Origin of the sequence: Methylobacterium indicum, from assembly GCF_017347565.1 — a bacterium.
Lineage (GTDB): Bacteria > Pseudomonadota > Alphaproteobacteria > Rhizobiales > Beijerinckiaceae > Methylobacterium > Methylobacterium indicum.
On sequence record NZ_AP024145.1, the window covers coordinates 2,220,098 to 2,232,460 of the forward strand.

The following is a 12,363-nucleotide window of genomic DNA, read 5'->3' on the forward strand; positions in this document are numbered from 1 at the left end:
CGCTAGGATAGCCCCTCATGCCGTACCCCAAGAGCAGCACCGTCGACTGGGACAACAGCGACTACCGCTTCGCCAGCCCGTACCCGCACATGGAGGGCGTCGTGCCGCTCTCGGCCGGGCAGAACCTCAAGGAGGGTTCCGTCCTCGGCAAGGTCACGGCGACCGGCGAGTACGTCCTCTCCTGCAGGACCAAGGAGAACGGTGACCTGGTCACCGACGGCTCCGAGAAGCCGAGCGTGGTCCTGCTCCGGGACTGCGACGCGACCGACGGCGACAAGCAGCCGGCCGTCTACCTGACCGGGCATTTCCTGACGACGTTCCTGAAGCTGGGCCGCGGGCACACGTTCCCGAGCGTCAAGGACGCCCTGCGCGCCAACAACATCTTCTACGGCTTCCCGGTCACCTGAGCCGGGCTCCCGCCTGACGCCGACCCCACCCCTTAGCAGACAGCCGACAGCAGGGAGCCCCTCATGGCCACCGAGCCCCAAGTGAACCTGAACGACACCCAGCGGATCATGGGGGTGCTCGACCAGGCCAAGCCGCTCAAGACCTTCTTCATGGACCGGTTCTACCCCATGAAGATCGTCGAGCCGACGACCGACATCAAGTTCGACGTCAAGAAGGGCCACCGCAAGTCGGCGCCCTTCGTCGCGCCGCGCTCGAAGGCCCGTTCGATCCGCCTGCCCGGCAACCGGACCAAGACCTTCACCCCGCCGACCATCAAGCTCACGAGCGACCTCAACCCGAGGGCCTCGCTGGCGCGCATGGCCGGCGAGCCCATCGGTGGTGCCCTCACGCCCCAGGCCCGCGCCGCGGCCATCCAGGTCGAGACCCTGAACGAGATCCGCACGCTGACCACGCGCTCGCAGGAGCACATGGCCATCGAAGGCGCCGTGCAGGGCTCCATCACGGTGACCGGCGAGGGCTATGACGAGCCCGTCGTCATCGACTTCGGCCGTCACCCCGACCTGACCGGCGCCCTCGTCGGCACGGCGCAGTGGAACAAGGAGATGGCCTCGCCGCTCGCTGACATCGAGTCCCGCGGCAAGCTGGTCTCGAAGATCGACGGTGCGACCATCACCGACGTCATCATGGATCCCGAGGCCTGGGCGTTCTGCCGCAAGGACCCGGAGCTCCGCGAGATCATCAAGCTCAGGCGCGCGACCGGCGGCAACACCGCCGACATCGGCCCGAAGAACTACAACGCCACCGACGCGGTGCTCGTGGCCGAGCTCGGCGACTACCGCATCTGGGTCTACTCCGACTTCAAGGACGTCATCCACATCGACCCCATCACCGGCCAGTACACGGTCGAGGAGGGCGTCCCCGTCCTGGAGCCCGGCACCGTGATCGGCGTCGGCCCGCAGCTTCAGGGCTTCCGCCTGTTCGGCGCCCTGGAGGACCAGCTCGCCATCGACATGGGCATGGCCGCCACCGAGCTCTTCGTGAAGGTCTGGTACGACCAGGAGAGCGGCGTGAAGTACATGCAGGGCCAGTGCGCCCCGCTGCCGGTGGTCCTGCGCGAGAACGCCTCCTGGTCGCTCAAGGTGTTCTGAGATGGCCGCCGAGGTCATCTGCCGTGCCCTCCGCGCCGTGAAGACGGACGAGGGCTGGAAGGCGGCGGGGGAGGAGTTCCTCCTTCCCCGCACCGACGCCGTCGCCCTGCAGCGCGGCCGATACCTGACCATTGTCGACGACGATGCGGCGCCGGCCCCCGCGGCCGCGCCCGCCGTCGAGCCCAAGGCCAAGAAGGGCGGGGCGAAGCCTCCCGCCGAGTGAGGCGGCATGAAGCCCGGCATCTACCCTCCCATCACCGACGGCGGCACCTCGGAGCGGACGCCGCTTGAGGTTTCGTGGCTCTCGAATCCGACCGTCGCCGTCGGCGAGCTCGCGACCGACGCCCCCTTCGTCACCGCGCCCCTCGGCGAGGGCATCTACGTGGTCTGGTCCGACGGTCCCCTCTGGCTGAACGCCGGCGATGACGGCGGCTCGGTCGACCCGGCCGTGATGAGCGCCGGGGCCGCGAAGGCCCACGACGGACCCTACTCCGAGTGGGGCGTCCGCGCCGACGAACGGATCGCGGTTCGCCGGCGTCCTCGAACCGATGGCGGTACCGCCGCCACCCAGTTCCGCATCTTCAAGGGGGCCTGACCCGTGGGATTCTCTCCCTCAACCGGAGGCGCAGGCAGGCCCGGGAAGCCCGGCGCCCCCGGCGCCACGCCCGTCCTGCAGGCCGGCAACGCCGCGGCCCTCCCGTACGGCTCGCCCCCGCAGGTCGCCCTGCGGCAGACGGCGGCCAACACCTACGCACTCGACGTTTCCTGGCCGCTGGCGAAGGACGGTGCCCCCGGTGCGACCCCAACGCTCCAGGCTGGAAACGTCACCGCGCTCGCGTCGAACGCCGCGCCAACCGCCGCCGTGCGCGCCCTCGGGGGTGGTGTCTACGCCATCGACCTGGGCCTGCCGGTCGGTGCCGCCGGCGCCAAGGGGGACGCCCCGACCCTGCAAATCGGCAACGTCACATCCTTGGCCGCCGGCGCCGCCGCGTCCGCCGCGGTGCGCGCCGTTGGTACCGGCGCCTACGCCATCGACCTCGGCATCCCGGCCGGTGCGTCCGGATCGAGCGCCCCCTCCACAGTCACCCGGCGAATGCTTCTCGGCATCCTCCGCATCTCTGCGTCCGGCACGTGGACCGTCGCCGACACCGACGCGGCGTATCCGGGATGGGACGAGCTCGACGCGCGCTGCATCAGCGGTGGCTCCTCGGGCTGGGCCCAGCCCGTGGCGAGCGGCGGCGGCGCTTTCGGTGGCGCGCCCGGCGCCGTCGCCTCCCGCCTCGGCCTGAGACGCGCCGATCTCGTCTCGGCCGGCGGCTCCGTCCCCGTGACCGTCGGTGCCGGTGGCGCCGCGCCAGGCGTGGACAGTAACGCCAAGACCAATGGCGGGGCAGGATCGAGCTTCGGGAGCTATGTGCGGTCGGCGGCGGGCGTGAGCTTCAACGCCTACAGCCTGCAGGGATCCGCGTTCTTCACCTATATGCTCCAGCCTGCCAGCAGCGATTACGAGGCCGGGCAGCCGGGCGGTACGGATAGGCTGCGAGGGTGGGGCGCGCCCAATACCTCCTATGGCTACGGGGCCACGCCTTCGCTTGGCCCTGGCGCCGGCGGGGGCGGGGCTTGGAGCTCAGGCGCCAATCCCGCCGGCGGTGGCGCTGGCGGGGTTGGCGACCTTGCCGGCGCGCAGACTGCGGGCGGTGCCGGAGGCTATCCCGGCGACGGCGCCGCCGGCGCGAACGGTGGTCCCGGCTCTTTCGGTGGCGGAGGTGGGGGCGGTGCGGTCATTGCTAGCGGGCCTTACGCTACGGCCGGCGGCAAGGGCGGATTCCCGGGCGGCGGCGGCGGCGGCAATGCCTCCGCTTACGCAAACTACTCGAACTACAACTCATCTCCCGGCGCTGGCGGCAACGGCTGCGTGGACCTCTTCATCTACAAGTCGGTGGCCCAATGAGCTCGGATAATCTCGTCCTCGCCGCCGACGGCGCCGTCGTCGTCGGCGAGCCTCACCTCGACCGGTACCCAGCTGGCGCTGTCGCGGTGCCCCTAGATGCCGCCCTTGTGGCCCAGGGCGTCTGGCTCGGCTGGCGGTGGCAGGGCGGCGCCTTCGTCGACCCGCGGGTGCCGGCCGTCGACCTCATCGCCTACGCGGCAGATGCACGCTGGCGGATCGAGGTCGGCGGGACGACGTGGAACGGCTTCCCGGTCGCCACGGACGACCGGAGTAAGACGCTCGTCAGCGGTGAACTCCAGGCCATTGACCTCGCCGAGCGGAAGGACGGCGAGCCCTTCAAATTTGCTGACGGCGTCTTCCGGCCCCTGTCGAACGCGGACATGCAGGCTGTGGCGGTCGCCATGAGGGCCCACGTCAAGCGCAGCTTCGGCGCCCTCTATGCCGTTGGCGCCGGCATCGCCGCCGGGACCGTGACGACGGCTGAGCAGGTCGACGCCGCCCTCGCCGCAGCCATGGCGGCCTGACATGAGCGGTTTCACGTACGGCGATTCGGGGCCGACCGCCGAGGTCGCCGAGGCGCTCCTGGAGGTCTACGGGACCGAGGCCCGGTACAGGCCGAAGGCCGGGGGCGCGCCCCTCGACATCACCGTCATCTTCCGGGGACCGCGGCGGACCGCCACCGCGACCGCGAACGGGCGCACCGAGAAGGCGAAGGTGAGCGGACCCTTCGTCCGCGTGCCCCGGCATGTGTTGGCGGATGCACGGCAGGGGGACACCGTCGACGTCGCAGGGCACTCCTGGACCGTCGCGCAGCCTCCGGATGACGACGGTGCGGTCTGGGTGATCCTGCCTCTGCAGGGGCCCATTCCGCGTGAACCACTGCCGTAACACGACCCTCGACCGGCTCGCCGAGACCTTCGGCGGGGTCGTCGGCGTGGGCGGCGTCACGGAGGTGGTGCAGTCGGCGGTGTGGATCCTCGACGAGCGGGACGAGCCGATCCTCGGCATCTACTTCGCCAACGAGGTCGTCACCCGGAAGAGCGGCAAGATCCCCGGGCAGCGGATCGTGCAGCGCCTCATGAACTTCATCGTCACCCACGTGGCGGTGAAGCCGGTCACCACCGTCAACACGCTCTCCGCCCAGCAGGGCGAGGCCCTGGCCGTCGTCGAGCGCCTCCTCGCCGCCGACCCGCACCTGAGCCGCAGCGGCATCCCGCTGCTCTCCGACTCTTACGTGACGCAGGCTGGCACCGGGTTCGACCCCGAGAGCCGCGGCGCCACGCTGGCCCTCGCGGCCGTCTCCATCGTCGCCGTCGCCCATCACGTCGAGGGCGCGCCGGACGTCACCCTTCCCCAAGAGCAGTTCTGACGGAGAGCACCATGGGCGCAGCCTTCGCCGCACCTTCCTACGACCGCATCGGCCCCGGGACCTACGAGATCCCGTACGGCGAGGTGCTCTACAAGCTCCTGAACTACTCGGGCGGCTGGCGCACGTTCGGTGACGTCGAGATGGCCAACCTCAAGGTCACCGCAACCAGGAAGCAAAGGTACGCCAAGAACGGCGCCGTCTCGTACCTGGCGCTGGAGGCTACGACCAGGCTCGACACCGAGTTCACCATGAAGGCGATGCAGAAGACGGACTACATCCGTGCCGCGTCGCTGTACGGCGAGGCCGTCCTATTCACGCAGTCGGCCGACCCCTTCACCCTCCCGGTCAACCTGGTGCCCGGCGACCTCTACCCCATCGGGCGCTACGGCATCGTCTCGGCGACCGCCAAGTACACCACGGCGAACGGCCTGAAGCCGCTCGACCCGAAGTACCTCCGCATCACCGACGCCCCCCTCGGGGTCGTGAAGATCGTCGACCTGCCGAACGACGCCGTGGTCAACGACGAGGGTCTGCTCAAGGGCGAGATCACGGTCGTGCCGACGGCCATCACCGAGGCTGACGGCATCCGGAAGGTCGACATCGGCACCGAGCCGCAGATCGCGATGGAGATCATGGTCCGCAACCTGTCGGACGTGGGCACGCACGCCGTGCTGCACCTCCACCAGTTCAACGCGGCCGGCGACGGCGAGCTCGGATTCATCTCGGGCAACGACGACTTCGAGGGGGTCACCCTGAAAGGCCGCGCCGCCATCACGCAGCTCGGCATCGGCTACCACGTGCCGCTCATCCGCCGGGCGGCGTGAGCGCGGGCCAGGTCTAGGGACAGCAAGGGGACGGGACCATGGTCGAGGCGATGGACTGGGGTGCGCAGAGGCGGGTGGCGCTGGTGCCGGTGGACGGCGTCAACGTCACTATCGGCAAGCGCGGCATCGGAAACCTCAACAAGACGATCTGGGGCACCCCGGGTCTGGGCGAGCTCTTCGAGGCGGTGGTCGATGCCGCCATGAAGGAGACCGACCCCGAGAAGCGGAGCTCCGCGGTCGAGGCGGCCATCAAGGGCGCGCTCAAGGCCGCGGCCTCGGTCGGCGGTTCGTCGCCGGGCAAGGTCGCCCGCAACCTGGCGCCCAAGCTCATCCCGGCCCTGCTCGACCTCATCGCCGACGACACCATCCTCGCGTCCGAGGACGAGCGCGGCCCTTACCGGGCGTGGCTCGACACCCTCGGCCCGCGCGGCATCCTCGATGCCGTCAGCGGCTGGGTGCGCCTGAACCTGCCGGAGCTCCATGGCCCTTTCGTCGACCTGACGGCGAAGTGGCTGGTGAAGGGGCGGATGGCGCTCGACGGGATGTCGGCGGGCGCGAAGGACGCCCCGACCGAGCAGCCGCAATCGCCCGAGCCCGAGCCGGTCGGAACCCTTACCGCGATGGAGCCGGTTCCGGAGCCGGCGCCTCTCGCAGCGTAGAGGCCGAACGGCCGGTCTACCGCGGATTCTGGCCCGCGGTGGACGAGGCCGCCTTCGAGCTCCTGATGGATACCGGGGACCGCGAGTGGGTGGACAGCCTCTGCCCGCGCGACCTCTGGCACTACTACGACATGCTTCTGCGCAAGCGGACGTCCAGGCTTCGGGAGCAGCTCCACGTCCTCGTGACCGCCGCTGCGGTTACGGTCGACAAGGGCAAGGCCTTCGAGGCGATGGACGAGGCCTTGGCCAAGGCCGAGCGCCCGCGCGGTTCCCGGGCCGGCCGAGCCGGTTCCGGCGCCGAGCCCCCGGCGGAGAAGCCCAAGCCCCTCGACACGAGTGAGCAGGCCCATGTCGCCGCCCTGTTGGCGGAGACCGATGGCCTCTGGAGGAAGCGGTGAGCGACGACGCGCCCGAGATCCAGACCAAGATCACCCTCTCGGGCTCGGACGAGATCGAGGCGGCCTTCGACCGCATGCGCGTCAAGGCGGAGCAGTCGTTCGGGCGCATCGACACCGCCGCGCGCCAGACCGCCGTCACGGTGCAGAACCAGGCCAAGGTCGCGACCGTCGAGACCGCCGCGGTCGTGCAGACGAGCGAGCAGCAAATCGGCACCCTGCAGCGCGTCGCGCAGGCGCTGGGGGATTCCGCCGGCTACGTGGCGGACAAGGTCGGCGCCATCGCCAAGGGCGCGGCCATCGCCGGCGCCGGCCTCGTGGCCGCGGTCGCCGCGGGCTACGGCGTCCTCAGCACCCTGTCGCAGAAGTCGGCCCGCGAGGGCGAGGAGCTCCTCCAGCTATCCCGTGCGTCGGGCGTCAGCGTCGAGGCCCTGACCCGCTACCAGTACGCCGCCGACATCGCGGCCGGGAAAAGCGACGGCGTCGCCGGCGCCTTCAAGCGCGTGTCGGACGCCCTGATCAAGTTCCAGGACACCGGCGACGAGGCGAGCCTCGGCCTGTTCACCCAGGTCGGCCTCGGCAAGGAGGTCGAGACCGGCAAGCTGCGGACCGCAGAGCAGGTGTTCGCGCGGCTGGGCGAGCAGTTGAAGAAGATCCCCGACGACACTCGCCGGGCGAAGGCCGCGTTCGACCTGCTCGGCGCCGGCGCCGGTGACTTGCTGCCCGTCTTCACCAAGAGCACCGGCGACCTCAAGGCGCTCCAGGAGGAGGCCAAGAAGCTCGGCGAGACCTCGACCTCGGACCTCACCGACAACACCAAGCGCCTGGAGGACATCCGCCGGCTGAACACGGCCATCGGCAGCATCAAGGACACCATCGTCGACGCGTTCTTCCCTTTCGTCGCCGACGGGTCGGACAAGATCGCCGCGTGGATCAACGGCAAGTCCGAGGCAATCCAGGAGTTCGCCGAGGGCGCCGCCGAGACGGTGACGACCCTGTTCAACGACGTGACGCGCCTGTTCAACGCCCCGCTATCCGAGCGCGTCACGAAGCTCTCCGTCGACGGCAAGGAGATCGACCTCACGAAGGAGCGCCTGCGCAACCTCGTCAGCATCGGGCGCGAGGCCGGCGAGGCCATGGAGGAGGCGGCCGAGGACGGCGAGGAGGCGGCCGAGGACTCGGCTATGCGCCGCATCGACCTCGACGAGGAGGAGCTCGAATCCTTCATCAAAGTCGGCAACCAGAAGATCGTCTACGACGAGAAGCTGCAGAAGAAGTATATCGAGATAGACGGCAAGCGCGTCGAGGTCGCCAAGTCGAACGCGGCCAAGATCCTCGCCTACCTGTCCGACGCGGTATCGACCGCCCTCGACGGCGTGACCTCGCAGGACGCCAAGGCGCTTCGGTTCTCGAACGGCTTCATCGCGGCGTTGTACGAGCCGGCGCAGGAACTCCGCCGCCTCGGCCTCGACGTCTGGGACGCGCTCTCGGGCAAGGGCCTGGGCGCCCGCTCGATGACGGTGCAGTGGATACAGGGCGCGTTCAACGCCGTCGGGGACGCGGCCATCTCGGCGCGCGATGCCGCGCTGGCCCTGTTCGGCCTGACCGCCGCCGACCTGCCGACGCTCGACGGCGCCATGCGCGCGGTGCAGCGGACCTACGCCAGCTTCCGCGCCGGGCTCGCGGGCAAGGAGGGCGAGGCCGCGGTGCCGTGGGCGCGGACCCTCGGCTCCGTGCTCGGCCAGCTTGGCTCCGCCCTGGTGGCGGTCGGCGAGGTCGCGGTGCGGGTCGGCCGGTTCGTCGGGCCCTACCTGGCGACGGCGTTCGCGTTCGTCGCCGACGCCTTCAAGGCGATGCGCGACGTATTCTTCGAGGGCGCCGTCGCCCCGGAGAACGCCTTCGCCTGGATCAACCGCTTCCTTCCCGACGCGAAGGCCGCCTTCGACGCGGTCGCCGGCGTCGTGACGGCCCTCTACGGATTCGTCCGGGCCAAGCTGGCGACCTTGTTCGAGGGCGTCAGCTTGGAGAGCTTCAAGGCCGGCGTCGCCGAGGCCTGGGAGACCGTCGTCCGGACGGTGATGTCGGCCTACTCGCGCATCGAGGCCGTGGTCGGGTTCCTCATCGGCGTGCTCGACCGCGTCGCCAAGGCGCTCGGGTTCAAGGACTGGAAGGAGCTCGGCATCGTCCTGTTCGTGACGTGGCTCATCAGCCAGGTCATCGGCATCGGCAACGTCGTGAGCGCCATCGGCCAGACCGCCGACGCGCTGCTCAAGGTTGGTGCCATCGGCGCCCTGGCGCTCGGGCTGCTCATCTATGGCGTGGTCGCGCTCGCGGGTGCCTTCCTCGCCTTCGTCGGCCTGCCGGGCCTCATGGGCGCGGCCATCGCGGCGGGCCTGACCGGGCTCGGCCTGCTGGCCATCAAGTACCGCGACGAGATCAAGACCGCGCTCGGCAACGCCGCCGACTGGGTCAGGGACAAGTGGACCCGGCTGAAGGCCTGGTTCACCGGCGAGGTGCTTCCGGCTTTCGGCATCGGCGAGAAGAAGTCTCCCGTGGCCGACGTCCCGATGCCCGAGCAACCGGCCGCGCCCGCCGCGCCGCAGCGCTCCGGGCAGATCGTGCTCGGGACCGACGGCACCTGGCGCGAGATGGAGGACGAGGAGGAGCGCACCGGGACGGGCGCCGCCGGCCGCCGGCGGATGGAGGAGGAATCCGCGCGCACCCGCGCCGAGACCGAGGCCATGCGCGCCAGCACCCTGGCCTCCATGATGGCGAGCCTGCGCGGCGGCCGCGAGGAGGGCGAGATCGGCGCCGACCGCGTGACGCCCGGCATGGCGCAGGGCACGTTCGGCGACTTCCTGAACTCCCTGCGGGCGCTGGGCGGCGGGCTGTCGCTGACGACCCCGTTCGCGCAGGCGCCGCTCGCCCTGCCGCAGGGCGGGGCCGGCGGCCTGGTGCCGTTCGCGCCGAACTTCACGCCCGCCCCCGACACCCTCTACGGCACGCCCGAGGCCGTCGAGAACGTCATCAAGAAAGCCATCGAGGCCGGGGTGGCGGTGAAGACGCCGCGCCCAAGGGAGACCTGACCGATGCGCCTCGCCGAGTTCAACATCGCCGGCCGGGGGCTTCCCGCCGGCTCCGCCCGCGGGGTCCAGGGCACCATCGGGCTCGTGAAGAACGGCGTCGTCGTCCGCATGGGCGGCGGCGTGCTGCGGGACATGACGCGCGAGAGCGCCCGCAAGTTCAAGGGCATCATCGAGTGCGAGGACCTGCGCGGCGCCCCGCTGTTCGGTCTGTGGATCGGGTCCCGCCTGACGGTCGACTACCTCGACTTCGTCGAGGAGCCCATCAACCAGCCGCAGGTCCGGCCGCACGTCCCCGGGAGCCTGCACTTCCTCGACGCCGCGGGATTCGAGGTCCCGCAGGCGCAGGGTGTCCAGCGCCGCTACCAGCCCCGGTTCGAGCTCATGATCACCGCCGAGGGCTGGGAGATGCGGCACGACCCGTGGGCCGCGAGCGTGAAATGGTCGTTCCCCTGGGAGGAGGTGTGACCGTGGGCGCGCGCGACTGGTACATCGCCTGGCTGGCGACCCCCACCGAGCCGTTCGACCCCGTCGCCCATAAGCGGGCCGACCTGCCGTGGGCCGAGCTCGACCTGACGGAGAGCGAGGGCGCCGACGCGACGTCGGTGACCATCGTCACGGCCCGCATGCCCTCGTCCGACCTCGTCGGGAAGACGTGGGCCATGCTCTCGTTCCAGCACCCGAACGGCACGCTCTACCCGGTCGCGCGGATGAAGCGCCTGCCGGTCCCGGCGGGCGCCCGCGACGGCGTGACGACGCTCCGGTTCGAGGCCGGCCTGCTGCCTGGCTGGAAGGACCTGCGCGACGCCGGCTTGGCGGAACTGAAGACGCAGGGCGCCTACGCGGCCATCCTGGTGTCGCCGACCCGCCAGGGCGACCCGACCGAGATCCTCGACGGGCACCGCGTGATCGGCCACTTCGACCGCGTCACCGGGGAATACTCGACCCCCGAGCTCCTCGGACAGGGGCTGCCGTCGCGGACGTTCACGCCCGACGACTGGGTCGGCTGGGAGAGCGGCGGCGGCATCTCGTACGAGAGCACCGGCGAGCCCATCGCGGGCGTGCAGCTCACCATCTCGACCGCATGGATGCAGCTTCTCGAAGGCCTGTTCGAGATGTCGGGTTCCATCGCGGACCTGTTCCCCGAGCTCAACCTGCGGGCGCCCGGCCAGCCCACGACCGTCGACCAGCTTTTCCGGTACGAGATGGCGCCAGGCGAGTGGTCCCCGGACCAGGTCGCGACCGGCCTGTCGACGCCGCCCGACGTCATCGTCGGCAAGGGCCTCATCGCGACGCTGACGCCGGACGAGCTCATCGCCGGCTGGCCCAAGCTGGGCTCGTCCGTAGGCGGGCAGTCCGGCTACGTCGTCGTGGCGTCGACCATCGACAAGGCTTCCGCGGCTTCCTTCACCGGCCTGGCGCAGCCGAACCAACCGAAGCAGGCGGGGCCCGTCCATGGCTCGCACCAGCGGTACCCGGACTACACCAAGCCGAAGAACAATCCCGACGACCCGACCGAGTTCGCGCTCGACATCACCTACTTGGTGGCGCAGCTCGTCCTGGCGTTCACGTGCCGCCAGAGCCGCGAGGAGACCTTTTCCGTCTTCGTGCCGAACGGCGCGTGCACCGACGACGACGCGCCGGTTCGCACGCTCACGCTGCGCTGCGAGGACCCGACCGTCGACCGGACCACGACCCCGTGGCTGCCCGCGACGCAGTACGCGGCCGGGGACGTGCGCCGGTTCGGCTGGTACTCGTGGATCGCGCTCAAGGCCCACAAGTCATCGACCAGCTTCCGGGCCGACGTCGACGCCGGAAACTGGAAGGTCGCCCAGACCGACGGCAGCTACATCGGCGGCCCGAGCGGCAACACCTTCTTCCCGTCGCCGGGCGGCAACGCGACCTTCATCGCCGGCATCCTCAAGGCCCTGAAGATCATCGCCCTGAGCCAGCGCCGCGTCGCGGTCGGCTGGGACGTGCCCTTCGAGGACGTGGTCGGCATGTCGACCGCCTGGCACGCCCGCGTCGAGGCCGACGACCTCGACCTGCCGGGGGGATTCGCCGAAGGCAAGGTGACCTCCTTCCGCGTGCGCGACCGCGCCGACGGGGACGGCTGGCCGCGGGCCTCGATCCGGATCGCGTCCTGCGACGGCACCGGCGCTGCGGGCGCGGCGGGCGGCGAGGTCCGCGTGGGCTACCTCGACGAGCCCTGGGACGTCGTCGCGGTGTCGGGATTCGCGGTGCCGCCGCCGGACGACCCGGTCATCGGCGTGACGGCGAGCGTCGAGAACAACGTCGCCGAGCAGTTGGCATTCGTCCAGGCCAACGACTACCGCCGCGGCGACCCGGTCCGTGGCGACAAAACCAAGAACGACCCGAAGGCCTTGCTCCGCCAGGTGCCCACCCGGGTCGGCTTCGCGGCCGCGCCGATCAACGGGGGGCCGCCCCTCCAGCACTACATCCCCGCGCTTTGCTCGCCGTGGCAGGGGCCGCGGCAGTGCGTCCCGCCGAGCGTCTGAGGCACCC

General features: G+C 70.6%; 14 protein-coding genes. All 14 read left to right on the forward strand.

The features are described 5' to 3' along the window. Positions 1 to 17: 17 nt before the first annotated feature. Positions 18 to 407 (forward strand): head decoration protein, encoded by a 390-nt coding sequence (locus miv_RS10380; protein WP_207182601.1) that lies wholly within the window; start codon positions 18 to 20, stop codon positions 405 to 407. A 63-nt stretch (positions 408 to 470) separates the two neighbouring features. Beyond that, entirely contained in the window at positions 471 to 1,556 is a 1,086-nt protein-coding gene (locus miv_RS10385) for a major capsid protein (protein WP_207182602.1), read from the forward strand. Position 1,557: 1 nt separating this feature from the next. After that, on the forward strand, positions 1,558 to 1,779 hold the full coding sequence (locus tag miv_RS10390; protein ID WP_207182604.1) for a hypothetical protein: 222 nt from the start codon (positions 1,558 to 1,560) through the stop codon (positions 1,777 to 1,779). Between the two features lie 6 nt (positions 1,780 to 1,785). After that, entirely contained in the window at positions 1,786 to 2,151 is a 366-nt protein-coding gene (locus miv_RS10395; RefSeq protein WP_207182605.1) for a hypothetical protein, read from the forward strand. Between the two features lie 3 nt (positions 2,152 to 2,154). Then, positions 2,155 to 3,507, forward strand: coding sequence for a hypothetical protein (locus miv_RS10400; RefSeq protein ID WP_207182606.1), 1,353 nt, complete (start codon positions 2,155 to 2,157; stop codon positions 3,505 to 3,507). Beyond that, positions 3,504 to 4,031, forward strand: coding sequence for a DUF4376 domain-containing protein (locus miv_RS10405; RefSeq protein WP_207182607.1), 528 nt, complete (start codon positions 3,504 to 3,506; stop codon positions 4,029 to 4,031). Before miv_RS10400 ends, miv_RS10405 begins: the two co-directional genes overlap by 4 nt. Before the next feature lies 1 nt (position 4,032). Next, positions 4,033 to 4,395: a head-tail joining protein gene (locus miv_RS10410; RefSeq protein ID WP_207182608.1), complete on the forward strand. Its 363-nt coding sequence runs from the start codon at positions 4,033 to 4,035 to the stop codon at positions 4,393 to 4,395. Then, complete coding sequence (locus miv_RS10415; RefSeq protein WP_207182609.1) at positions 4,379 to 4,876, forward strand: hypothetical protein; 498 nt, start codon at positions 4,379 to 4,381, stop codon at positions 4,874 to 4,876. The genes miv_RS10410 and miv_RS10415 overlap by 17 nt, the downstream gene beginning before the upstream one ends. A gap of 11 nt (positions 4,877 to 4,887) precedes the next feature. After that, positions 4,888 to 5,700, forward strand: coding sequence for a hypothetical protein (locus miv_RS10420; RefSeq protein ID WP_207182610.1), 813 nt, complete (start codon positions 4,888 to 4,890; stop codon positions 5,698 to 5,700). A 38-nt stretch (positions 5,701 to 5,738) separates the two neighbouring features. Continuing rightward, positions 5,739 to 6,359, forward strand: a complete 621-nt coding sequence (locus miv_RS10425; protein WP_207182612.1) for a hypothetical protein — start codon at positions 5,739 to 5,741, stop codon at positions 6,357 to 6,359. 38 nt (positions 6,360 to 6,397) lie between these two features. Beyond that, a complete protein-coding gene (locus miv_RS10430; protein WP_207182614.1) occupies positions 6,398 to 6,757 on the forward strand; it encodes a hypothetical protein in 360 nt (119 codons plus the stop codon). Further along, entirely contained in the window at positions 6,754 to 9,840 is a 3,087-nt protein-coding gene (locus tag miv_RS10435; protein WP_207182616.1) for a hypothetical protein, read from the forward strand. The genes miv_RS10430 and miv_RS10435 overlap by 4 nt, the downstream gene beginning before the upstream one ends. A 3-nt stretch (positions 9,841 to 9,843) precedes the next feature. Next, positions 9,844 to 10,305, forward strand: coding sequence for a hypothetical protein (locus tag miv_RS10440; protein WP_207182618.1), 462 nt, complete (start codon positions 9,844 to 9,846; stop codon positions 10,303 to 10,305). A 2-nt stretch (positions 10,306 to 10,307) separates the two neighbouring features. Next, positions 10,308 to 12,356: a hypothetical protein gene (locus miv_RS10445; RefSeq protein ID WP_207182620.1), complete on the forward strand. Its 2,049-nt coding sequence runs from the start codon at positions 10,308 to 10,310 to the stop codon at positions 12,354 to 12,356. The last annotated feature ends 7 nt before the right edge of the window (positions 12,357 to 12,363 follow it).